This is a genomic window from Colwellia sp. PAMC 21821 (assembly GCF_002077175.1).
Classification (GTDB): domain Bacteria; phylum Pseudomonadota; class Gammaproteobacteria; order Enterobacterales; family Alteromonadaceae; genus Cognaticolwellia.
In genome coordinates this window covers 726,948-749,835 of sequence record NZ_CP014943.1, presented here as the reverse complement: position 1 = coordinate 749,835, position 22,888 = coordinate 726,948, and the positions used below count along the sequence as shown (strand labels likewise).

Sequence of the window (22,888 nt, the reverse complement as noted above, 5' to 3'; positions counted from 1 at the left end):
TGTATGACTTAATAGCATCTGCATCATCATTTTTATAGACGATTTTTATATTGTTATTTCGTTTTTAGTTGTTTACGAAGAGCTAGATTAAGGTTGTATCTGAGCATGTAAAGTCATGGTGTTCACATACTTATTGGAAGTTTCGAAGCTGAATAGCTGAAGATTAAGGCTATCTCTATATAAAAGGGCATTGGCTCAATAAAGGAGGTAGTAGTTAATTTGTATGAAATTTATCAATAAATTCCTAAATAGGTTGGTATCTTCAAGCAGAGGTTGCGTATAATAAGTGCTATGGTGCGTCCCTAATAAAAGATTAAAAAGATAAAGCCAAAAGAGTGCGCTTTATACAACATGGTGGTTTATCAATAGATGAAATCATGACACTATTAAACGCTTAAACAGATATAATTTTTCGGAAAGTTGGAAATTCAAATGATTGAAACTAGTGCCCAATTGCGTCAGGCATTTTTAGATTTTTATGCCTCTAAGCAGCACCAAATTGTAGCGAGTAGCTCGCTTGTCCCTGGCAACGATGCGACATTATTATTTACTAATGCCGGTATGGTGCCATTTAAAGATGTATTTCTTGGCGACGATGTTCGCAGCTACACCCGAGCTACCTCGGCACAACGTTGTGTTCGCGCGGGCGGTAAGCATAATGATTTAGAAAATGTTGGTTATACAGCCCGTCACCATACTTTTTTCGAAATGCTAGGTAATTTTAGTTTCGGTGATTACTTCAAAGAAGAAGCGATTAATTACGCCTGGGAATTTCTAACTACCGTATTAGCATTGCCAAAAGAAAAGTTACTGGTAACTGTTTATGAAAGCGATGATGAAGCCTATAACTATTGGCTAAATGAAATTGGTGTGCCAGCAGAGAAAATTATTCGTATTGGTGATAAGTCAGCTGATAAAAAGTATGAATCAGATAACTTCTGGTCGATGGGTGATACTGGTCCATGTGGTCCTTGTTCTGAAATTTTTTATGACCACGGTGAAGACATTTTCGGTGGTCCTCCAGGCTCACCAGATGAAGATGGCGATCGCTTTATCGAAATTTGGAATATCGTTTTCATGCAATACAACCGTCACGCTGACGGCACAATGGAGAATTTACCTAAGCCGTCAGTTGATACGGGTATGGGTTTAGAGCGTATTGCCGCAATCACTCAAGGTGTACATAGCAATTACGAAATTGATATTTTCCAACGCTTAATTCGTGATACCGCTAAATTACTTGAATGTGACGATTTAGAACACAAATCATTACGTGTAATTGCCGATCATATTCGTTCATGTAGCTTCTTGATTACTGATGGTGTAATGCCTTCGAATGAAGGACGTGGCTATGTTTTACGTCGTATTATTCGCCGTGCTATTCGTCATGGACATAAATTAGAAGCTAAATCATTTTTCTTTCATAAAATAGTAGCCTCACTTGCCGCGCAAATGGGTGATGCATACCCTGAACTTGTTCAACAACAAGCTACTATTGAGAAAATTTTACGCATAGAAGAAGAGCAATTCGGTCGTACGTTAGATCGAGGCATGGTGCTATTAGAAGATATTTTATCTGAACTTAAAGGCGACACTATCGCAGGTGATGATGTATTTAAGTTATATGATACTTACGGCTTTCCAGCAGATTTAACCGCTGACATTGCTCGTGAACGTCAGTTACACATTGATATCGAAGGTTTTGATGCCGCGATGGCTCAACAGCGTATTCGCGCTCAAAAAGCCAGTCAGTTTGGTACAGATTACAATGAAACACTTAAGTCAGAACACAGAACTGACTTTAAAGGCTACACTCGCAATGAGATGTCTTCTACCGTTGTTGAGCTATTTAATGCTGAATCATCAGTTAAAGAGCTGAAAGCAGGCGAAGCGGGTATTGTAGTGCTTGATCAAACGCCATTTTACGCTGAATCAGGCGGGCAAGTAGGTGATAGCGGTACGCTACTGCTTGACGATGGCGTATTTGAAGTAACCGATACGGTTAAACTCGGTCATGCGTTTGCTCATAGAGGTACTGCTCGCAGCACTATCGGTTTAAACAGTCGTGTTAAAGCGCAAATTAATAGTGAGCGTCGCGCTGCTATTGTTAAAAACCATACAGCTACGCATATATTGCACGCTAGTCTTCGCAAAGTATTAGGCGAACATGTTACACAAAAAGGCTCATTGTGTGATGCCGAAAAACTACGTTTTGACTTTTCTAACTTTGAAGCAGTAACACCTGAAGAGTTAATCATGGTTGAACGTATGGTGAATGAGCAAATTCGCAGTAACTTAGGTCGCGAAACCAATTTAATGCAAATTGACGAAGCGAAAGAAAAAGGCGCTATGGCCTTATTTGGTGAAAAGTACGACGATGAAGTGCGAGTGGTTACCTTAGGTGATTTCTCAACAGAGCTTTGTGGTGGTGTTCACGTTGACCGAACGGGTGATATTGGCTTATTCAAAATTATATCTGAATCAGGTATAGCTGCTGGTGTTCGTCGAATAGAAGCGGTAACGGGTGAAGCAGCATTAAATTACTTTGCCGAACAAGAAAAAACCTTAAATACCATTGCAGCAATCGTTAAAACTGACCCTGTTAATGTGGCGAGTAAGGTTGAGCAAGTAATGTTGCGCAATAAAGAGTTAGAAAAAGAACTGGCACAATTTAAGCAAAAACTCGCCAGTGCAGCCGGAGCTGACTTAGTAAGCCAAGCTGTCGACTATAATGGCGTAAAAGCGCTTATTGCTAATTTAGAAGGTGTAGAAGCTAAGTCTCTTCGCGGTATGGTCGATGACTTGAAAAATAAAATGGGCTCAGGTGTTATTTTATTAGCGACTGCTAGCGACGATAAAGTGAGTTTAATTGCCGGGGTAACCAAAGATCTTATCGGCAAAGTTAAATCTGGCGAGTTAGTTAATGTAGCTGCACAAGAAGTTGGTGGTAAAGGTGGTGGTCGCCCTGACATGGCACAAGCCGGTGGTAGCCAGCCAGAAAACATTGAAGCCGCTTTAAAAGCAGCGCAAAGCTGGTTAAAAGATAAGTTGAGCTAATTAGTTAAATAACTAAACAAACTAAATTAAGAGGGGCTTTGCCCCTTTTTTTTTGCATTTTTTTTGAACACTAGAAAAAGTGTCATTATTAGTGACACTTTTTAGCTTATTGTTAAGCGTTAAAATGCATAAATGGCACTGTCACAGTAAAATACCCGCTATATTTGTTAAAAAAATGTAAAATATAATACAAGCAAGTCATTTTTTACTGAAAATTTGCTTATATTTGCATTAATTTACTTATAAGTTGTTTATTGTTTCATTAAGGTTGTTAAAATGAGCAGTAATTGCTGCAATTGCATTCTACTCTTGTTTTGCAAGTTTTCTATTAATCATAGGAAACTCGATATTGTCGAAGGAATCGTCAATGTTTGATAAGTATTTTAGTTACTTATTGTAATCTTTAGTGCACTTTTGCAAAAATTAGACTAAATTTAATTTGTTACTAGCTTATATATATTTAGTGGATCTCGTTTTTAAACATAAAGGAAATTAAGATGTTAATATTAACTCGCCGAGTTGGTGAAACGTTGATGATCGGAGACGACGTCACAGTGACAGTGTTAGGTGTAAAAGGCAATCAAGTACGTATTGGTGTTAACGCGCCAAAAGAAGTGTCGGTTCATCGAGAAGAAATCTATATGAGAATACAATCGGAAAAAGGTGAGGGTGAAGCCTCAGGGAACGAAAGTTAATTATTTTCTCATAATTAAAGCCGACACTAGTCGGCTTTTTTGATCCAGCAATAAAATTTTCAAGGCGAATTAGTGCTGATTCTTGTGAGTTAATGTAGGAAAAATGACCGTGTTGTTTGAATTCTCAGCAAACAGTCAAAAAATAAGAATAAAAGCTGAAAAAAGTTTGACTTATTTTTATAATCCCTTATTATTCGCACCCATTGGAGAGGTGGCCGAGTGGCCGAAGGCGCTCCCCTGCTAAGGGAGTATCTGGTTTATCCCGGATCGAGGGTTCGAATCCCTCCCTCTCCGCCATTCTTTTAGATTGGCATCGTAGGAACAACGATATTGAAATAGTTCACTACGAATGTATATAATATTGACTAGGTCGTTTACCTAAGTAAATATTGTCTAGTTCGTTATCTCTTAAACTAGAGATATAAATAACAGGTTTAAATAAGGACGCGTAGCTCAGCTGGATAGAGTACCTGGCTACGAACCAGGCGGTCGCAGGTTCGACTCCTGCCGCGTCCGCCACTTTTTCTTTGAGTGGCTAAATAATAAAGAGTAGCTAATATTAAAGCTAATTAAAAAATAAATATATGACTTATGTTAAGTAGTATTTTATCTAAGTTTATCTTGAATCAAGATATAAAATAACGATTGACCGCGGACGCGTAGCTCAGCTGGATAGAGTACCTGGCTACGAACCAGGCGGTCGCAGGTTCGACTCCTGCCGCGTCCGCCACATTGAAAAAACCAGTCTAACGACTGGTTTTTTTTCGCTTCAATATTTAGTTTTATGATTGAAGCATGATGATAGAGTGTTATTATCAAATGAGTTCGTTATCTCCTAAACATGAGATATAAAAAAACCGTTTATTGCGGACGCGTAGCTCAGCTGGATAGATTATCTAACATTGCTGGCTACGAATGCTCTTTAGTGAGTAAGTTCGTTATCTCCTAAACATGAGATATAAAAAAACAGTTTATTACGGATGTGTAGTTCAGTTGGATAGATTATCTAACATTGCTGGCTACGAATGCTCTTTAGAGAGTAAGTTCGTTATCTCCTAAACATGAGATATAAAAAAACCGTTTATTGCGGACGCGTAGCTCAGCTGGATAGAGTACCTGGCTACGAACCAGGCGGTCGCAGGTTCGACTCCTGCCGCGTCCGCCACATTGAAAAAAACCAGTCTAACGACTGGTTTTTTTTCGCCTCAATATTTAGTTTTATATAAAGTAGGGTCAGATACACATTAATTGATTTTGGTGGCTTTGGTCATTGTAAAAGAGGGAATGTCGAGCTCAGAGCTTGACCATGTTGCTCGTTTTATAGGATATCAGACAACTAAAATTTAATGTGTATCTGACCCTGAGCGATCCCCACAAAATATCAGAGTCTCTCAATGATATAAGCTCCACCAAATAAGTGGAGCTGCCTTACAGCTTTTAAAAACGTCTTTATCGTTAGCTTTGCATACCTGTCAGCAACAACGCGCAGTCCAATAAAATGCAGCGATAGTATTGTGTCACTCTTCAAGCTGTTAGCTTGGTATTGCCTATGTTTATTCTCATTTTTTGTCGCTAATCCTATCGCCATTAATAACCAGTGCGCAATGCTTGATAATAGAATGAGTATGGATAATCTATTCATTTTAGTTGTTTTATTGTACTCAAATCCTTGCCCGAATTGATGACTTTTCATATCTCGAAATCCTTCTTCAATTTGCATACGTAAACGATAAATTTTCATGACACGTTTTGCTAATTGTTTCCCCTGTGGCAACGATGTAGCCAATAGCCAGGGGTCGTTTCCTGACTTTCTATAAGTCTTTGAGGTTTTTGATTTCCTCGGTACACCTAATTGATTCATATCTTTTCTTCCTTTCTTTTTCTGCTTATAAAGTACTAATCGACATTTCAAAGGATTGCTTCTGGCAATAGTCCCAGAATAAGACGTCGGACAGGTGGTTGCCCGTTTGTAAAAATGGGTAATGCTCTGCCAATTAGTATCATCTAAACTATAGAAGTTCGGCAAACGTGCTCTTCCTAGATAATCCCAGCCCCTAGCTGATACCGATCGAAACCAAGGTGTTTTAAATCCTGCATCACTGACAATAATAGGGCAGCAGTCTTTATCGATAACCTTTGCTAAATTGATCAAAAATTTAATGTGCGTTTGGGGTTTTTCTTTGGTGCTAATATCGTGCACTTCTTCATAAACACATATACCTCTTCCATGTGACGCTAAAGTAGCGCGCAGTAAGAAATGGCCTTTATACTCATCTAAATCGGACCAATCGACTAAGATAATCGGCCGCTTGGCTTTGCCAACCGTGTATTTGGCGAGTTCTTGGTAAATAGAAAAGGACTCATTTTGTAAATTGGTGTTAGATAACAATCTATCAGCGCGTTTTATCCGGTGCTTTTCTTTTGCTTTAGAATTTATGCCCCTACCAAGGTTAGTCACCGTGGCTGAGGCACCATTTAATAAGCTATCAACTGAACTTATTAATGAAGTTCTGCGACGGGCGTGCATTTTAGGGGTGACAAGCGTAATTGTTTTCTTCAAAATAGAGCGGACATTCATGGCGTTTCCTGGTTGTATTTGTTTGGCGATAGATCTGATCACTAAACGTCATGAATGTTCCCTGTTTTTTAAATTATTTTATTGATTCTTATCGATTATTTGTGGGGATAGGTCAGTATCTGACCCTAGTTTATTTTGGAGAAAGCATAGAAGGTCTTTCTTTGAGCCTAACACTATCAAGGCCCGATAAGACTTTTGTCAAGTAAGTGGTGACCCAACCCAACGGTTAACACTTGAACGAGCTACTTTTAATGTCGTTGAAATATCCGTTCTGCTGAGACCATCTAAAAATTATGAAACAACAAGCACACGCTTTCGCCCATTTTTTTCCTTTCTTGATAATTTGAGTAAACCTACTGAGGTGAGTTGTACCAAAGCGTGGTGTCTGCTTCCAAAATAAAAACATATTAGATCAGGACTTTGTGAAAATTGGTATTAGTGTGTTATCTCCTAAACATGAAATATAAAAAACCAGTTTAATGACTGGTTTTTTTCGCCTAAAATAACTGCACGACACTTTCGACATCAACTCAGCGCCAAAATACTCGCTTTATCAACATTTCATCAATGAGATGGTCTACTTTATGTGTAGGTAAACTGACCAAATATATGACATTTATTTTAGTCACTAATCGTTAAGATTATCAAAATAAATAAGGTGAAATTTTGATGCTTTGACTTGTGAAAACATTCAAATAATTGATCTTAATACAACAGTTGACTATTATTCTTGAACCATGTCATTTTTCGATGGTATATATTGGTTTGTAGATTGGCTTTTTCTATTCAATTATTGATATTGCCATTGAGAAAAACACCCTCGGCGCTTTAAGGATGAAATATAATTGAACACTTGTGTAATTCAATTGGTTTAACTATTAAATTACGCATTTTAAATTTCTAATCTAAGCTACGCAAAAAATTCTTTAGTCCAATTGGTATATGCTGCCTTATAGATTTCGCTATAAAGTGAGGGTGTTTATTACATATTTAATGTGGATTTTTTGTACAGTACGAGCTGAGTCATTAGTTTTATTTTATATATTGCATATTGTATATTATGTTTGTTTTTTTATTTCTAATGGCCGTTATTCATGAGGTTTATATTGTATACAATGTTGTTTTTATATCACATTGTATAAAATAATAATGAAATGTTATTAAATTTAGCTTATTTTTTGGTCTATTATCGCTTGACATCGTTTTTTTTTATCAATTTGTAAGAATTTGTTTGCTTTTTACACATTGGAGTGATTATTCTAATTATATAAAAATTTCTTGAGAGTAAAATAATGGAAAATCTTCAGCAGTTATTTATTGAAGCAGGCACGTTAATGCTAGCCGGAATGGTCTTTGTTTTTTCCTTTTTAGGTTTGTTGATTGTTTTTATCAACATTGTGCTGGTTAAGTTAGCAAAAAAATATCCTGACGCCATTGTAGAAAGTAGAGCCTCAAGTAAAAAAAATAATAAAACACAAAACGGCAAAGGTGTTTCACCTGCAGTCGTCGCAGCAATATCTTCTGCTGTTACTCAATATCGTAAACAACATTCTGCACAGAAATAGGAAATGACCATGACCAAGCCCCTAGGAATTACTGAAGTCGTACTACGCGACGGCCATCAATCATTGCTCGCTACACGTTTGCGTTTGGAAGATATGCTGCCCATTGCGGCTAAAATGGATGAAATTGGATATTGGTCAATAGAGTCATGGGGTGGTGCTACCTTTGATGCTTGTATTCGTTATTTAGGCGAAGATCCTTGGGAGCGTATTCGTGCGCTGAAAAAGGCTATGCCGAAAACAAAGCAACAAATGTTATTCCGTGGTCAAAATATTTTAGGCTACCGTCATTACGCTGATGACGTAGTAGAAAAATTTGTCGAGCGAGCCCATGTAAACGGTATCGATGTTTTTAGGATTTTTGATGCTATGAACGATGTGCGTAATTTACAAACGTCGATCAAAGCGGCCGTTAAGGTTGGCGCTCATGCGCAAGGCACATTAAGTTATACCGAAAGCCCAGTTCATACCCTTGAAGGTTGGTTAACTATGGCTAAGCAGCTCGAAGATATGGGCGCACACTCTTTGTGTATCAAAGATATGGCTGGTTTATTAAAACCTTACGATGCCGCTGAACTGATTGGCCGTTTAAAAGAAACAGTATCTTTGCCTATTGCACTGCATTGTCATGCAACAACAGGATTAAGTGTTGCGACACACATGAAAGCGATTGATGCAGATATTGACGTAATTGATACCGCTATTTCATCAATGAGTATGACTTACGGGCATTCACCAACAGAAACGATTGTCTCTATTGTTGAAGGCACACAGCGTGATACTGGTTTAGATATGGTTAAGTTAGCCGAAGTCGCGACTTACTTTCGTGATGTGCGTGAAAAATATGCTCAGTTTGAAGGCAGTTTGCGTGGTATCGATGCGCGTATCTTACTAGCTCAAGTACCTGGTGGCATGTTAACTAACATGGAAAGCCAATTAAAAGAGCAAGGCGCGGCTGATAAACTTGATGAAGTACTGACAGAAATTCCAAAAGTGCGTAAAGACCTTGGTTATATTCCATTAGTAACACCCACCTCACAAATTGTGGGTTCACAAGCGGTACTCAATGTCCTTACAGGCGAGCGTTACAAGTCAATAACAAAAGAAACAGCCGGAGTATTAAAAGGTGAATATGGTAAGACTGCAGCTCCGGTTAATGTTGAGTTACAAGCGCGAGTACTTGACGGTAAAGAAGCGATAACATGTCGTCCAGCAGACTTACTTGACCCAGAAATGGATAAATTAACGGTTGAGTTACAAGAAATTGCCAATGATAAAAATATTACGTTAGCTGAAGATACTATCGATGATGTTTTAACATATGCTTTGTTTCCACAAATTGGATTGAAATTTTTAGAAAACCGTAATAACCCTGATGCTTTTGAGCCAGCACCAACCAAAGCCAGTGCTAAAAGTGCTTCTGCACCTGCTACAAGCTCTGCAAGCACCGATCCTGAAAGTTACGCGGTAAGTGTAGACGGTAAAGTTTATGACGTTGTAGTAGCGCCTGGTGGTTCAATAGATACTATTCAAGCCGCGAGTAAAGCACCTGCTGCAAGTTCAACAGGCGGAGAAGCTTTAAAAGCACCTTTAGCCGGTAATATATTTAAAGTATTAGTGAATGAAGGCGACGAAGTCGAAGAAGGCGAAGTTGTTGTCATTATGGAAGCAATGAAAATGGAAACTGAAATCAGAGCGACAAAAGCCGGTGAAATTTCGGTTGTTCACACCAGAGAAGGTGACTCAGTCGCCGTTGGTGATATCTTGTTAAGCTTGGTGTAGGAAAGTCCATGGAATCTTTGAAATTATTGTGGATGTCCACAGGCTTAGCAAACTTTGAGCTAGGCCAAGTGATCATGATGCTAGTAGGTTGTGGTTTACTTTACCTTGCGATTGCCCGAAATTTTGAGCCACTATTATTAGTGCCTATGGGGTTTGGTGCTATTTTAACTAACATCCCGGTCGCTGGCTTTTCTGAAGTGGGTGGTTTGTTGCATTTCATTTACTACGCAGGAATCGATACAGGTATCTTCCCATTACTCATTTTTATGGGTGTTGGTGCCATGACTGATTTTGGTGCGTTGATTGCAAACCCTAAAACATTACTTTTAGGTGCAGCCGCTCAGTTTGGTATTTTCGCCACATTGTTTGGTGCTATTGCGTTAAATTTTGTCGGTCTAGATTTCTCTATGAAAGATGCGTCTGCAATCGCCATCATTGGTGGGGCAGATGGTCCAACAGCAATATTCTTAGCATCAAAACTTGCTCCTGATTTACTTGGTGCCATTGCTGTTGCTGCCTATTCTTATATGGCATTAGTACCGATTATTCAGCCACCAATAATGCGCGCACTAACGACAGAAGATGAACGTAAAATTGAGATGGCACAATTACGTCATGTTACTAAAGTTGAGAAAATTATTTTCCCGCTTGGTGTCTTAATGATGACGATATTCTTTTTACCTGCGGCAACGCCATTGGTCGGGATGTTTTGTTTAGGTAATTTGATGCGCGAGTGTGGCGTTGTCGATCGCTTAAGCTCTACAGCACAGAATGAGCTAATCAATATTGTCACTATTTTCTTAGGTTTAGGCGTAGGGTCAAAGTTAAGCGCTGATCAATTTTTGAATGCTAAAACTTTAGGCATACTAGCCTTAGGCGCAGTAGCATTTTCTATCGGTACGGCTGCTGGCGTACTTATGGCGAAGCTGATGAATAAACTGTCGAAAGAAAAAGTTAACCCGCTTATTGGTGCTGCAGGTGTATCGGCGGTGCCAATGGCAGCTCGAGTCGCCAACAAGGTCGGCTTAGAGTCTAATCCGCATAACTTTTTACTTATGCATGCTATGGGACCAAATGTTGCGGGTGTGCTTGGTTCAGCTGTTGCTGCCGGTATATTATTAGCGTTAGTTGGTTAATATATTTGACTATTGCCATGCTAGATAAGTCTGTATTTTAGCTAGGCTCAACACATTAAAAAGGGAAGCATTGCTTCCCTTTTTTAATAATCAAACGATGACAATTAATCAATATACTATGGTTGCAGTTTAAAGTTGTCCCAACCTGTAGCATTTTTTTCAAAACAAACTCGGTCATGTAAGCGGCTTGTACGACCTTGCCAAAACTCAATATAGTGAGGTTTAATTCGCCAGCCTCCCCAAAATTCTGGTAATGGCACTTCTTTTCCGGCAAATTTCTTAGTGTAATAAGCAACATTGTCAGCAAGTTCAGTTTCGGATTGAATTTTACTACTTTGTTTAGATGCCCAAGCGCCAATTTGGCTGCCGTGATCTCGGCTATGAAAATACTTTGCTGATTGCTCGGCGCTAACTTTTTCAACACAACCTTCAATGCGAATTTGACGTTGCAACACATTCCAATGAAATAACAATGCTATCTTGTCATTCTCACTGAGTTCATGGCTCTTTCTGCTAGCGTAATTGGTATAGAAGATAAATCCGTCTTGGTTAAATTCTTTCAGTAGCACCATACGACAACTTGGTTGACCGTCTTGGCTGACACTGCTTACTGACATGGCTTCAGGCAATAAAATTCCTGACTTATTAGCCTCATCAAACCAAAGTTTAAAAAGAGAAAAGGGATCTGCGTTTTGGTCAATTGCAGGTAAAGGTAAAGCAACGCCTTGACCAAAGGTCAATAAGCAGCGTAATTTTTCAAATAAAGTCATAGTTTAGGCAATTAGGTCGCGTATATATTAGGCTAATGATAGCAGTTTTAGATAAGAAGCAAATCGTTACAGATAAAATATTATTGTTAATATTTTATCATTGAAAGCTGGTGTTTAGTGTTAGCAACGTCAGGGATTAAAAATCCCAGTCGTCAACATCATCCAGTAAAGCTTTAAGACGCTTTTTTTCTAGCAAGTCGTCAATACGTTTTCTGATGTCGCTATTATGAGAAGCCTTATCGCCTTTAGGTAAGTCTTTGTCATAACTTTCTTGCTTTCTTCTAGGGCTAGCGTTATCTGTTAAATCGTCATTCATTTTTTATACCTACGGCTTTTACAGTATTTGCTGCAATTACAATAAATATCGGCCTCAATATATAAATAGTAGCCGAGTCTTTTATTTAATTTATATTCACTGCCATCATGCAAAATATTTTTAATTTTCGATATCTCAAAAATGACTAGTTTATAATCATAGTGTATATAACGAATATTTATAGCCGGTCTACTTTTTGAAGCAAGGCTGTAACTTAAAGAAAAACGGGTATAATTTGAACTTAGGCAACTAATGACGGATTTTCAACTAATTATTATATTCATTTCAATAAAAATATAACGGATAAAGTGCAAGAGGTTGATTTTTCGAGCTGATTTACTTGTGCGCCGTTATTTAGCTTTGATTAGTGCTCTGATAGACTTATACCTCTTGGTGTTAGCCAAGATAATTTTAGGGTTAAATTTGATGTTGAAAGATAAATTTGGACGTTGGTGTTTTCAGTTACAGCAATTAACGAAAGCCAAGCGTTGGCGCAGTTTAGTTGTTTTAGTGGGTGATGAACCTTGGACAGTGCAGCAGCTTGAGACCAGTTTAGCTTTATTTTTATCAGCCGAAATAGCGAGTGCTACAGCTAAAAAACAAGGGCTTGTTTATGCTGATGTTGCCAATATTAGTGATTATCATCAGCTTATTGCCGTAAATAAAAAAAACTATAGCCAGTATTTAGGTACCGAACAAAACGTTATTGTATTTTCAGCAGAGAATAAGTCAGTCGATTTTACTGGTGATTTTGATGTCGATGCTTTTGCTGCACTTTCAGGGACTTTAGTCGCGGGTGGCGTTTTCTTGCTTTTACTCAAACCATGGCAGGCCGAGCAGCTAAAACAGTCAAACTCACATTCACATACACATACACAAGACTATTTTCTCCAACGTTTCATTCGGCAATTAGCTGGCGAAAACTGCTATCTAATCAAGCAAAACACCACTGAATTACCGATGTTATGGTCTTTGAATGAAAGTGTAACAGCGCCTATAAATACGATTGAGCATGGGCAATTAACAGCCAATAATCTTGTCATAAACTTGCCATACGGTTGTATTACTCAAGAACAAGTTTTCGCGGTCGAGGCTATGCTGAAAGTATTGTCGGGACATAGAGATAGGCCTTTGGTGCTCACGGCAGATAGAGGTCGTGGTAAATCGAGTGCTTTAGCACTTGCGTCATGTCAGATGCTGGAAAATACTCATCAACCAATCAACATTATTATTACCGCGGCAAGTAAACCGGCCCTAAAAATATTTTTTCAGCAGGTTGAACAGCATTTACCTAATGCTAAGGTACTAACAACTCATGTTGAACACGCTAATGGTCGAATTGTTTACTATCCTATTGATGTGCTGTTAAAAGAGCAGCCAGAAGCGAGTATTGTGATGGTGGATGAAGCAGCGGCGATTCCGGTTTATCTTTTACAGCAGTTGCTTACTCATTATCATCGCTTAATATTTGCCAGCACTATTCATGGTTATGAAGGAGCAGGGCGCGGCTTTAGCATTAAGTTTCGCCAGGTTTTACAGCAATTAATGCCGAATTGGCGCAACATGCACATTAATGAACCTATTCGTTGGGCTAGTGATGACCCGCTCGAAAGGTTTGTATTCGAGAGTTGTTTATTGAATGCTAAATTGCCAAGTTATGACAACAATACTCAGGGAATAACTCAGGTAATAAATCAGGGAATAACTCAGGGAATAAATCAGGCAATAACTCAGACAATAAATCAAACCGATACAACGACAGTAGAGCTTGTTAGCGCCGAACAACTTCTTGCAAACGAAACGCTTTTGCAGCAAGCGTTCGCCGTGTTGGTAACTGCTCACTATCAAACCTCGCCAAGCGATGTAAAACTCCTGTTGAATAATAAGGCAATTTCATTATTTGTACTTAGAGTCGGGGCTAATATTTTAGGTGTGGCCATGCTCATGCGTGAAGGGCATGCAGATGAAAAACTTGTTGAGTTGGTTAATGGTAATCAGCGCCGATTGCGTGATCAGTTTATGCCGCAGTCTCTTCTAGTGCATTGTGGTGTAAAAGGTAGTTTTAATTATAGTTATCAAAGAGTTATGCGTATTGCTGTTCACCCTCAATATCAAGGGCAAGGGCTAGGACGTGATTTTTTATATCGAATTGAACAGTCTATAGCCAAGCAAGGTATCGACTTTATTGGCGCTAGTTTTGCTGGCAACGCTACATTACTTAAGTTTTGGCAGCGTTCTGGCTTTAGCGTAGCGCGAGTTGGATTTAGTAAAGATAAAGCCAGTGGTGAACACTCTTGTTTAGTGATTAAGGCATTAACCCCTAAAGCCGGCGCTTTACAACCTGTTATTACTCAACAGTTTTATCGACAATTTGACTATTGGCTAACCGATGAGTTTAAGTATCTGTCAGCCCCCTTAATTTGGCAGTTGCTTCATGGAAATATTGAGTTGAAAACGTTAGTGCTTGATAGTGATATTATGCTAAGTGTAAATGATTTTTCTACAGGTCAACGGCAATTTAGTAGCTGTGTTTATGCTTTACACCAATGGTTGTTAAAGCATTGTACTGAACCGCGTAATGTTGATGTATTCCCTTTAATTGCACGAATTTTACAAAAACACAGCATTGAGCAAGTTTGTCAACAATACGGTTTTACCGGTAAAAAAGCGTTAAACCAGCACTTGATAAATTACATCAAAGATCAGCAAAGTTAATCAGCAAGAAACCATTGCTGACTTATTGTTCAGCAACACTTAATGATAATAAAGACTGCCATAATGTTTTCCGGGCATTGTTGTCAAGGCACCTGCAATCATTGCCCGTTAGCACACCAGAGATAATTAACTGGGCTAACAACACTGTTGATATTTCAACTTGAGCTTTCCCTGTACATCCTTCACTGACTTGTTTAAATCCCATTATTATTCCTTGGTCTGCTTTACTAGCATAAGATTGTTACAACAATAGTAGAAAACAGCCATTAATACAAATGATAATTATTATCATTTGTGGTTTGGTATTCTGGTATTATTATTTTGAATCAGCCGTTAGAATGCATCATGGGTATTATTGAGGTGTGTCATGCAAGAAGTTATTCGTGTTGAAAACTTAACCAAGCGTTATAAAGATGTTATTGCGGTAGACAATGTTAACTTTGCTATTCAAAAAGGTCATTGCTTTGGGCTGCTAGGGCCCAATGGTGCTGGAAAAACGACCACGATAGAAATAATGGAAGGCATTATCAAAGCAACAAAAGGCCAAGTGTTTTATTACGGTAAGGCTATAGATGAGTCGATGTCACAACAAATTGGTATTCAATTTCAGCACACGGCTTTACAAGATTTTCTCACTGTTAAAGAAACCTTAAATCTTTTTACTTCGTTTTATCAACAGACAGTGCCACATGAAGAATTAATTGAATTATGTGATTTAAGTGAGTTTTTGAACCGAGATAATCGTCTTTTGTCTGGCGGGCAACGTCAGCGATTATTACTGGCGTTAGCACTCATTAATGACCCTGATATTGTTTTTCTCGATGAACCTACGACAGGATTAGACCCTCAAGCGAGACGAAACTTTTGGCAGTTGATAAAAAATATTAAAGCGCAAAATAAAACCGTTGTGTTAACTACGCATTATATGGACGAAGCCCAGCAATTGTGTGATGACGTGTTAATTATGGATCATGGACAGGTGATCGCTCGAGGCACACCAAGACAGTTGTTAAATCAGCATTTCAATGAAGTGTTTATATATCTACCTGTTGATCAGGTGCCAGATGAACTTTGTCAGCAATCAAATTGGCAAGTGCACGACCAACAAGTAGAAATTACCACTACTGATGTAGAAAAAACCATTGCCTTGTTATTAGCTAAAAACGTTTCACTTTCAGGGTTACATGTTAAATCTCCCAATTTGGATGATTTATTTTTAAAATTGACGGGTCACTCATTAAGGGATTAATAACATGAATTTTTCACGTTTCTTTGCCGTGTTCAAAGCGCGCAACATTGAATTTTTTCGAGATCGGTCTTCACTGGGCTGGAATTTGATTTTTCCTGTATTAATGTTGGTGGGCTTGTCATTTGTATTTTCTGGTGACGGTCGTGCCGTCTATAAAGTTGGCGTGTTGAATTTAGCGCAAAGTCAGTCAAATTTTCTAGCAACTAAATATATCGGCTTTATTGATTATCAAGAAACCGCAGTAGCGAAAGTTAAGCTAGAACAACATAGTATTGATTTGCTAGTGGACTTTAATGCTCAACAATATTGGGTTAATCAAGGGGCACCTAACAGTTACTTAGTAGAAAAAATATTCTTGAACGAACACAGTCATTATCAGCGTTTTGAAACTCAAGGTAAAAAAATTCGTTATATTGATTGGGTGTTACCAGGTATTTTAGGAATGAATATGATGTTTAGCTGCTTATTTGGCGTTGGCTATGTCATTGTACGTTATCGTAAAAATTCGGTTTTAAAACGATTGAAAGCCACACCATTGTCGGCATTGGAGTTTGTCTCTGCGCAGCTTTTTTCGCGTCTATTTATTGTTATGTTCTTATCGTCAGTGGTCTATATTGGCTGTAACCTATTTTTTGATTTCTATATGTTAGGCAGTTATTTTGACTTAGTCATTATTGCCATATTAGGTGCATTTAGTTTGATCACCTTAGGCCTGTTAGTTGCCAGTCGCAGTAAAAGTGAAGAATTAATTGGCGGTTTGTTAAATTTAAGTTCTTGGCCGATGATGCTGTTATCAGGAGTTTGGTTCAGCTTGGAAGGTGCGCCGAATGCGGTAAAAATATTTGCTGAATTACTACCTTTAACGCATTTGGTTGCTGGCGCCCGTAAAATAATAACGGAAGGGGCAACGTTAGCCGATATCAGTTATCACGTATCGGTGCTAGTGATAATGAGTACACTATTTCTAAGCTTAGGGGCATATTTATTTAGCTGGAATACTGAGCGGTAGGTTTATTATTGGCTAGTCGTTTAGTCGGCGTACATCGATAATTTAATACCCTAATTAGCACCTAAGTAATACTCTAAGTAATGCTCTAAGTAGTACCTTAAGTTATGCCTTAAGTAATGTATGGTATTGCCACTATAAATTCCGCTTTTCAATATGAGTCTTTATAGTGAATGATTGCTTTTATCGATTCTAAAATGGCAAGTTGCTCTTTTAGACATATAGGCAATATTTAACAGAGTCGCTATATAGTATTTCGCACCATTAAAATGATGTTATACCAACTTGATTGAATTAAGCCGTATAGTTTTTAATTTTGAGCGTTAAAAATAAACACATAATTAATCAACAGGGGGAAAGTAGGGAGGCATTAAGCAATAAAATATATTATGCTTAGGTATCAGCCGTAATGGATAGTTATTTACGATGAAAAAAAATCGTTTATTAGCAGCCAGTATTATATTCAATTTACTCGTTTTCTTTAACTTTCATGCTTTTGCAGAGCAGTTAAGGGTGAGTATTCCTCGAATGCCTGTTCATGCAGAAAGTGACGGCAAAGGTATTCTCGTTGATTTTGCCAGAGTGTTGGCGAAAAAACTAAAGCAAGACATTGATATTCAAATAGTCCCTTTTTCACGTTCTATTTATTATGTCAGTAACAATAAGGTTGATTTGCACTTACCTTTTATTAAAGCAAAGCTAAAGCCGTTATCGAAAAAAACACTTTTGACCCTCAATAATTCCACTGTTAGCCATCAAGAAAAGCAACAAGCTAATAATTTCTCCTATTCAGACGAAACTATTTTTCATGTCAATTTTGTACTTTATAGCCATAAAGATATCGTTATCGATATCGAGAATATCAGTAATTATAAAATTGAAACAGATACCGCACATGTACCTTATTTCGAAGGTGTTGAAATGGGCTCTGATTGTATTTTGTGTAGTTTAAAGAAAATACAATATAAAATGACCGACGGTTATATTTTTGCCGACTCCTCCACAGACCCGCTACTAAAATATAATAGCGAGTTACTACCTTCAATTAAGCGAGAACTTTTCCAAAGGTTTGAAGTAAAAGTGCTGTTTCCCAATACTGAGAAAGGGCGCCATTTGAATAAAGCCGTAAGTGCTATTATTACTGAAATGCGAACATCGGGGGAGTTAGCGCAATTATTATCTTCGATTGATCTACCTTATGACGATTGGCAACTAACCGCTAATAATTAACTATCACCTATTGGCACAAGGACAATAGCTAGCTGATCAATAAGTAGAGCATCAAAAGTAGAACTTCAAAATCGAAAGTGCATAGGCTGTTATATGTTGTTAAAAATAATCGGGATTTTTTTTGTTGCCTTAGCATTTATAGGCGTGTTTTTACCTTTATTGCCAACCACGCCATTTTTATTGGTGGCCGCAACATGTTTTGCTAAGTCTTCGCCTCGGTTGCATAAAAGGTTATTGGCTAATAAAGTTTTTGGGCCGATGATCTATCATTGGCAGCAAACGCGCAGTATTCCAAAGCGGGCGAAAATTATTGCCTTAGTGTCCATGGTGCTTGCTGTTGTGTGGTCTGGTTATATTTTACCTTCAATTTGGTTGAAGGGTTTAGTCGTTGCCTTAGTCGCGTGGCCTTTTGTTTTTATTTGGCGTTTACCACTTGCTAAAGACAATGCTACGGTTTTATCGACCAATAAAACGACTAAAAATAGCGCCTAAAGTATCAGTAAAGCTAAAACCGAAAGCTATATAAGCAGGTTTATATGCAGCTTTCGGTTAACTTTAAACGCAAAGCGTTAAGCACTAAGCTAATGCTTTACCGACAAGTTTAGCTAAGTGTGGCGGTAACGTTAAGCCTAAGGCTATCTCATGGCCCTGGTCTGACATTTTTCGCCAAGTTAGTTGTACTATACGAATAATTTTTTCTTCTTTATGTTTAGCCGCAAACTCATCAAAGTAATATTGCAAAAACACTAAACAGGCCACGTCTTCTAGTGTTTGGCTTTCACTGTTTGATTTTAAGTCTTCTTTGCGAATAATCGCCGCGGTTGTTTCTGCATCTACTTCACTGTAGCCATGCGCTAACATTAAAGATTTAGCCGTAGTGGCATGGAAAATACCTAATTCTTTACGCCACATTAAATAACCTTTTTTACCTTCAGCAAAATCAGCGCGTTTTAAGTGCCAGCGCTTTACGTGTTGCGCTCGCACCGCAATTTGTAAATGCTCGCTGGCATTAGGCCAATACTTTTCTAAACAAGCTGACATATTTTGACCGTACAATAACTCTTTCGGGTGGCTAATGCCGTCAACAATAGTCGTGTTGATATCTGCCGTATTAATGGTGTCGATAGCGTGTAATACGTTTTGTAATTGAGTCATAGGGAATAAATTTTCTTTATTATGAAAAAGTAAAACATGAGTTTACCCCGTTTTTCGATAGTTACAATAACGCTTTAGAGTAAATATGCACAATTTTAGTGAAAATTTGTGCAACTAGATGCATTGATCATATTGTCGTACACATGGCTTTTCAGTATAATGCTTTCCCGTCCTACTAAATTCATTTGTTTGCCAAAAACCAAATCAATTTAGTGCAAAATTTCTGTTTTTCCTGACTCTGGGTATCGCATGACAACTAGATATATTTTTGTTACTGGCGGCGTTGTATCGTCTCTTGGTAAAGGTATTGCTGCAGCATCATTAGCGGCAATTCTCGAAGCACGTGGTTTAAAAGTGACCATGCTTAAGCTTGACCCTTATATTAATGTTGATCCGGGCACTATGAGCCCTATTCAGCATGGTGAAGTATTTGTTACTGAAGATGGTGCAGAGACAGATCTAGATTTAGGTCATTACGAACGTTTCATTCGTACCAAAATGACCAAGCGTAATAACTTCACTACGGGGCGTATCTATCAAGATATTCTAGCGCGCGAGCGTAAAGGTGAATTTTTAGGTGCTACCATTCAAGTTATTCCTCATATTACTAACGATATTAAACGTCGTGTAATTGAAGGTGCTGAAGGCTACGATATTGCTATGGTTGAAATTGGCGGTACGGTGGGTGATATTGAATCACAACCGTTCCTAGAAGCTATTCGTCAGCTAGGCGTTGAGCTAGGCCGTGAACGTGCAATGTTTATGCACTTAACCTTAGTACCTTATATTGCCGCCGCGGGTGAAATTAAAACTAAGCCAACGCAACATTCTGTTAAAGAATTACGCTCTATTGGTATTTTCCCAGACATTTTAGTTTGTCGAAGTGAACGTGCAATTCCGGCCAATGAACGCGCTAAAATATCGCTATTTACTAATGTAGAAGGTAAAGCGGTAATTTCATTGCGTGATGTAGACTCTATTTATAAAGTACCGGCTTTACTTAAAGCGCAAGGCGCTGACGAGTTAGTGGTTCAGCGTTTTGGGCTTGATGTACCAGAAGCCGATTTATCTGACTGGGAACAAGTACTATATAAAGAAGCTAACCCATCGGGTGAAGTCGTTATTGGTATGGTGGGTAAATACACTGAATTACCCGATGCTTATAAATCAGTAAACGAAGCGTTAAAGCACGCCGGTATTAAAAACCAAGTAAAAGTTAAAATTCAATATATAGATTCACAAGATGTTGAATCTAAAGGTGTAGAAGTTTTTAAAGACTTAGACGCCATTTTAGTGCCTGGTGGTTTTGGTGAACGTGGTGTTGAAGGTAAAATTTTAACGGCACAATACGCTCGTGAAAACAAAATTCCATACTTGGGCATATGTTTAGGTATGCAAGTCGCATTAATTGACTACGCCCGCAACGTTGCTGGTTTAACTGACGCACACAGTACTGAATTTAATGCCGAAACACCTCACCCTGTGGTTGGTTTAATCAACGAATGGTTAGATGAAGAAGGCAGAGTAGAATACCGTAATGCTGAATCAGACTTAGGCGGCACTATGCGCTTAGGTTCACAATTGTGTCACATTGTGAAAGGTACCAAGGCATATGACGTATATGGTAGTGAAACAATTTATGAGAGACACCGTCATCGTTTTGAGGTAAATAATAACTACCGAGAACAATTAAGCAAAGCAGGTTTAGTGTTCTCGGGTTTATCTACGGATAAAACTTTAGTCGAGGTGATTGAGAATCCTAATCACCCTTGGTTTATTGCTGGGCAGTTCCATCCCGAGTTTACGTCAACTCCACGCGATGGGCACCCACTATTTACCGGCTTTATTGCTGCCGCTTATCAACATCAAAAGCAGCAATCAAGTTAAACCGAACTAATGAAAACCGTAGCTTATTGTTGCGGTTTTTTTTTAATATAATTATGTATTAACGTACTAAAAATTTAAAATTTCATTTAACGTTTATAACCTGCCATGCGCAGCTAGTAAGGAATAGGGAAAATAATGTCGAATATTAGCAAAATCATCGCCCGCGAAATCATGGATTCTCGTGGTAACCCAACTGTTGAAGCAGACGTTTATTTAGAATCTGGTGCATGGGGTCGAGCTGCAGCTCCTTCTGGCGCATCAACGGGCTCTCGTGAAGCGCTTGAATTACGTGACGGCGACAAAGCACGTTACTTAGGTAAAGGTGTTTTAAAAGCCGTTGCTGCTGTCAACAATGACATTGCTAACGCGCTTAAAGGCAAAAGTGCTTTAGACCAAGCAAACATCGATCAAATCATGATTGACTTAGACGGCACAGAAAACAAAGAAGTTTTCGGCGCAAATGCCATTCTTGCTGTTTCATTAGCGAACGCGAAAGCCGCTGCTATGGAAAAGAAAGTACAATTATTTGAACACATTGCTGACCTTAACGGCACGCCGGGCCAATATTCACTGCCATTACCTATGATGAACATTATCAATGGTGGGGAACATGCGGATAACAACGTTGATATTCAAGAATTCATGGTACAACCTGTTGGCGCGAAAAGCTTCAAAGAAGCTCTACGCATGGGCGCTGAAATTTTCCACGCGCTAAAAAAAGTATTGTCTGCAAAAGGCTTAAATACTGCCGTTGGCGATGAAGGTGGGTTTGCACCTGATTTAGCTTCAAATGCTGATGCATTAGCGGTAATCAAAGAAGCTGTTGCGGCGGCGGGTTACGAATTAGGTAAAGACGTAACCTTAGCAATGGATTGTGCTGCTTCTGAGTTTTATGATGCAGATAAAGGTATTTACGATCTTAAAGGCGAAGGTAAGCAATTCACGGCTAACGAATTTTCTGATTTCTTAGCAACACTTTGTGAAGAGTACCCAATAATTTCAATTGAAGATGGCTTAGACGAGTCAGATTGGGATGGTTTTGCCTACCAAACTAAATTACTCGGCGATAAAGTTCAAATCGTTGGAGATGATTTATTCGTAACCAACACTAAAATTCTAGCGCGTGGTATTGAAAATGGTATTGGTAACTCTATCTTAATCAAGTTCAACCAAATCGGAACATTAACTGAAACGTTAGCGGCGATTAAAATGGCGAAAGATGCTGGTTTTACGGCGGTAATTTCTCATCGCTCGGGTGAAACTGAAGATGCTACTATCGCTGATTTAGCAGTAGGAACAGCGGCAGGCCAAATTAAAACTGGTTCTTTATGTCGTTCTGATCGTGTTGCTAAGTACAACCAATTGTTACGCATTGAAGAATTCCTTGGCGATAAAGCTATATTTAATGGCCTATCAGAAGTTAAAGGCCAATAACCATCACCTTTTGCTAATTAACCCAATAACGGCCTCGGTTATACTCACTGACACTTGTCAGCTCCGTGTAACCTCATTGTTCTTGAGTTAATTAGCGGCACCTTAATGGTTATTAATAACGTTAAATTAATGGCGTGTTGTCACGATGATGGCGTCAGCTTTACTTAACGACGCTTGTCAGCTCTGTGCAGCTTCCTTGTCATAGCGCCTCACGCTGCTAATTTAAGCGTTATTTTTCGCGAGTTAAAACCACTCAATTTGAGTGGTTTTTTATATTGAGTTACACCGTCAACCCAGCAACTTATCCGGTTAAGCG

General features: G+C 38.6%; 17 protein-coding genes and 4 tRNA genes. 16 read left to right on the top strand and 5 right to left on the bottom strand.

The features are described from left to right. The first annotated feature begins 432 nt into the window (after positions 1-432). The 6 genes from alaS (at position 433) to A3Q33_RS03150 (ending at position 4,917) form a co-directional block, all read left to right on the top strand. Positions 433-3,057: an alanine--tRNA ligase gene (alaS, locus tag A3Q33_RS03175; protein ID WP_081178677.1), complete on the top strand. Its 2,625-nt coding sequence runs from the start codon at positions 433-435 to the stop codon at positions 3,055-3,057. Between the two features lie 497 nt (positions 3,058-3,554). Further along, entirely contained in the window at positions 3,555-3,752 is a 198-nt protein-coding gene (gene csrA / locus A3Q33_RS03170; RefSeq protein WP_081149108.1) for a carbon storage regulator CsrA, read from the top strand. Positions 3,753-3,957: 205 nt separating this feature from the next. Next, a tRNA-Ser gene (locus A3Q33_RS03165) sits at positions 3,958-4,049 on the top strand. A gap of 145 nt (positions 4,050-4,194) precedes the next feature. Next, positions 4,195-4,271 (top strand) — tRNA-Arg (locus A3Q33_RS03160). A 134-nt stretch (positions 4,272-4,405) separates the two neighbouring features. After that, a tRNA-Arg gene (locus A3Q33_RS03155) sits at positions 4,406-4,482 on the top strand. A 358-nt stretch (positions 4,483-4,840) separates the two neighbouring features. Further along, positions 4,841-4,917, top strand: a tRNA-Arg gene (locus A3Q33_RS03150). Positions 4,918-5,133: 216 nt separating this feature from the next. On the opposite strand, the gene A3Q33_RS03145 is transcribed toward A3Q33_RS03150, so the two are convergent. Beyond that, on the bottom strand, positions 5,134-6,372 hold the full coding sequence (locus A3Q33_RS03145) for an IS4 family transposase (RefSeq protein WP_231295772.1): 1,239 nt from the start codon (positions 6,370-6,372) through the stop codon (positions 5,134-5,136). A 1,250-nt stretch (positions 6,373-7,622) separates the two neighbouring features. Here A3Q33_RS03145 and A3Q33_RS03140 point away from each other — a divergent pair. From A3Q33_RS03140 to A3Q33_RS03130, 3 genes are read left to right on the top strand one after another with little or no spacing between them, the layout of a single operon-like run. Further along, the gene (locus A3Q33_RS03140; RefSeq protein WP_081149110.1) at positions 7,623-7,895 is read left to right on the top strand and encodes an OadG family protein; all 273 of its coding nucleotides are present in this window, start codon (positions 7,623-7,625) and stop codon (positions 7,893-7,895) included. 9 nt (positions 7,896-7,904) lie between these two features. Further along, positions 7,905-9,674: a sodium-extruding oxaloacetate decarboxylase subunit alpha gene (gene oadA, locus A3Q33_RS03135; protein WP_081178675.1), complete on the top strand. Its 1,770-nt coding sequence runs from the start codon at positions 7,905-7,907 to the stop codon at positions 9,672-9,674. 8 nt (positions 9,675-9,682) lie between these two features. Then, positions 9,683-10,810: a sodium ion-translocating decarboxylase subunit beta gene (locus A3Q33_RS03130; protein WP_081149116.1), complete on the top strand. Its 1,128-nt coding sequence runs from the start codon at positions 9,683-9,685 to the stop codon at positions 10,808-10,810. Positions 10,811-10,926: 116 nt separating this feature from the next. On the opposite strand, the gene pdxH is transcribed toward A3Q33_RS03130, so the two are convergent. After that, the gene (pdxH, locus tag A3Q33_RS03125) at positions 10,927-11,580 is read right to left on the bottom strand and encodes a pyridoxamine 5'-phosphate oxidase (RefSeq protein WP_081178674.1); all 654 of its coding nucleotides are present in this window, start codon (positions 11,578-11,580) and stop codon (positions 10,927-10,929) included. Between the two features lie 136 nt (positions 11,581-11,716). Then, the gene (locus A3Q33_RS03120; RefSeq protein WP_081178673.1) at positions 11,717-11,896 is read right to left on the bottom strand and encodes a PA3496 family putative envelope integrity protein; all 180 of its coding nucleotides are present in this window, start codon (positions 11,894-11,896) and stop codon (positions 11,717-11,719) included. Positions 11,897-12,322: 426 nt separating this feature from the next. On the opposite strand from A3Q33_RS03120, the gene A3Q33_RS03115 reads away from it, so the two are divergent. Then, positions 12,323-14,611 carry a tRNA(Met) cytidine acetyltransferase TmcA gene (locus tag A3Q33_RS03115; RefSeq protein WP_155866685.1) on the top strand — a complete coding sequence of 763 codons (2,289 nt, stop codon included), beginning with the start codon at positions 12,323-12,325 and terminating at the stop codon, positions 14,609-14,611. Positions 14,612-14,633: 22 nt separating this feature from the next. On the opposite strand, the gene A3Q33_RS03110 is transcribed toward A3Q33_RS03115, so the two are convergent. Then, positions 14,634-14,816, bottom strand: a complete 183-nt coding sequence (locus A3Q33_RS03110; protein WP_081178671.1) for a hypothetical protein — start codon at positions 14,814-14,816, stop codon at positions 14,634-14,636. A gap of 162 nt (positions 14,817-14,978) precedes the next feature. Here A3Q33_RS03110 and A3Q33_RS03105 point away from each other — a divergent pair, with 162 nt between their 5' ends. From A3Q33_RS03105 to A3Q33_RS03090, 4 genes are all read left to right on the top strand, one after another. Continuing rightward, a complete protein-coding gene (locus A3Q33_RS03105; protein ID WP_081178670.1) occupies positions 14,979-15,860 on the top strand; it encodes an ABC transporter ATP-binding protein in 882 nt (293 codons plus the stop codon). A gap of 4 nt (positions 15,861-15,864) precedes the next feature. Next, positions 15,865-16,869 carry an ABC transporter permease gene (locus tag A3Q33_RS03100; protein ID WP_081178669.1) on the top strand — a complete coding sequence of 335 codons (1,005 nt, stop codon included), beginning with the start codon at positions 15,865-15,867 and terminating at the stop codon, positions 16,867-16,869. Between the two features lie 423 nt (positions 16,870-17,292). Next, positions 17,293-18,096: a transporter substrate-binding domain-containing protein gene (locus tag A3Q33_RS03095; RefSeq protein ID WP_081178668.1), complete on the top strand. Its 804-nt coding sequence runs from the start codon at positions 17,293-17,295 to the stop codon at positions 18,094-18,096. A 93-nt stretch (positions 18,097-18,189) separates the two neighbouring features. After that, positions 18,190-18,588, top strand: a complete 399-nt coding sequence (locus A3Q33_RS03090; RefSeq protein ID WP_081178667.1) for a YbaN family protein — start codon at positions 18,190-18,192, stop codon at positions 18,586-18,588. An 84-nt stretch (positions 18,589-18,672) separates the two neighbouring features. Here the strand turns inward: A3Q33_RS03090 and A3Q33_RS03085 are convergent, their stop codons facing one another. Further along, positions 18,673-19,251, bottom strand: a complete 579-nt coding sequence (locus tag A3Q33_RS03085) for a DUF4202 domain-containing protein (RefSeq protein ID WP_081178666.1) — start codon at positions 19,249-19,251, stop codon at positions 18,673-18,675. Positions 19,252-19,500: 249 nt separating this feature from the next. On the opposite strand from A3Q33_RS03085, the gene pyrG reads away from it, so the two are divergent. Both pyrG and eno read left to right on the top strand, forming a co-directional pair. After that, a complete protein-coding gene (gene pyrG, locus A3Q33_RS03080) occupies positions 19,501-21,138 on the top strand; it encodes a CTP synthase (protein ID WP_081178665.1) in 1,638 nt (545 codons plus the stop codon). Positions 21,139-21,273: 135 nt separating this feature from the next. Next, positions 21,274-22,572, top strand: coding sequence for a phosphopyruvate hydratase (gene eno / locus A3Q33_RS03075; RefSeq protein ID WP_081149137.1), 1,299 nt, complete (start codon positions 21,274-21,276; stop codon positions 22,570-22,572). Positions 22,573-22,888: the final 316 nt, after the last annotated feature.

What these genes read in the sequence shown, in the direction of transcription:
- alaS (WP_081178677.1), top strand. Translation starts at nt 433, where the DNA reads ATGATTGAAACTAGTGCCCAATTGCGTCAGGCATTTTTAGATTTTTAT.
- csrA (WP_081149108.1), top strand. Translation starts at nt 3,555, where the DNA reads ATGTTAATATTAACTCGCCGAGTTGGTGAAACGTTGATGATCGGAGAC.
- A3Q33_RS03140 (WP_081149110.1), top strand. Translation starts at nt 7,623, where the DNA reads ATGGAAAATCTTCAGCAGTTATTTATTGAAGCAGGCACGTTAATGCTA.
- oadA (WP_081178675.1), top strand. Translation starts at nt 7,905, where the DNA reads ATGACCAAGCCCCTAGGAATTACTGAAGTCGTACTACGCGACGGCCAT.
- A3Q33_RS03130 (WP_081149116.1), top strand. Translation starts at nt 9,683, where the DNA reads ATGGAATCTTTGAAATTATTGTGGATGTCCACAGGCTTAGCAAACTTT.
- pdxH (WP_081178674.1), bottom strand. Translation starts at nt 11,580, where the DNA reads ATGACTTTATTTGAAAAATTACGCTGCTTATTGACCTTTGGTCAAGGC.
- A3Q33_RS03120 (WP_081178673.1), bottom strand. Translation starts at nt 11,896, where the DNA reads ATGAATGACGATTTAACAGATAACGCTAGCCCTAGAAGAAAGCAAGAA.
- A3Q33_RS03115 (WP_155866685.1), top strand. Translation starts at nt 12,323, where the DNA reads ATGTTGAAAGATAAATTTGGACGTTGGTGTTTTCAGTTACAGCAATTA.
- A3Q33_RS03110 (WP_081178671.1), bottom strand. Translation starts at nt 14,816, where the DNA reads ATGGGATTTAAACAAGTCAGTGAAGGATGTACAGGGAAAGCTCAAGTT.
- A3Q33_RS03105 (WP_081178670.1), top strand. Translation starts at nt 14,979, where the DNA reads ATGCAAGAAGTTATTCGTGTTGAAAACTTAACCAAGCGTTATAAAGAT.
- A3Q33_RS03100 (WP_081178669.1), top strand. Translation starts at nt 15,865, where the DNA reads ATGAATTTTTCACGTTTCTTTGCCGTGTTCAAAGCGCGCAACATTGAA.
- A3Q33_RS03095 (WP_081178668.1), top strand. Translation starts at nt 17,293, where the DNA reads ATGAAAAAAAATCGTTTATTAGCAGCCAGTATTATATTCAATTTACTC.
- A3Q33_RS03090 (WP_081178667.1), top strand. Translation starts at nt 18,190, where the DNA reads ATGTTGTTAAAAATAATCGGGATTTTTTTTGTTGCCTTAGCATTTATA.
- A3Q33_RS03085 (WP_081178666.1), bottom strand. Translation starts at nt 19,251, where the DNA reads ATGACTCAATTACAAAACGTATTACACGCTATCGACACCATTAATACG.
- pyrG (WP_081178665.1), top strand. Translation starts at nt 19,501, where the DNA reads ATGACAACTAGATATATTTTTGTTACTGGCGGCGTTGTATCGTCTCTT.
- eno (WP_081149137.1), top strand. Translation starts at nt 21,274, where the DNA reads ATGTCGAATATTAGCAAAATCATCGCCCGCGAAATCATGGATTCTCGT.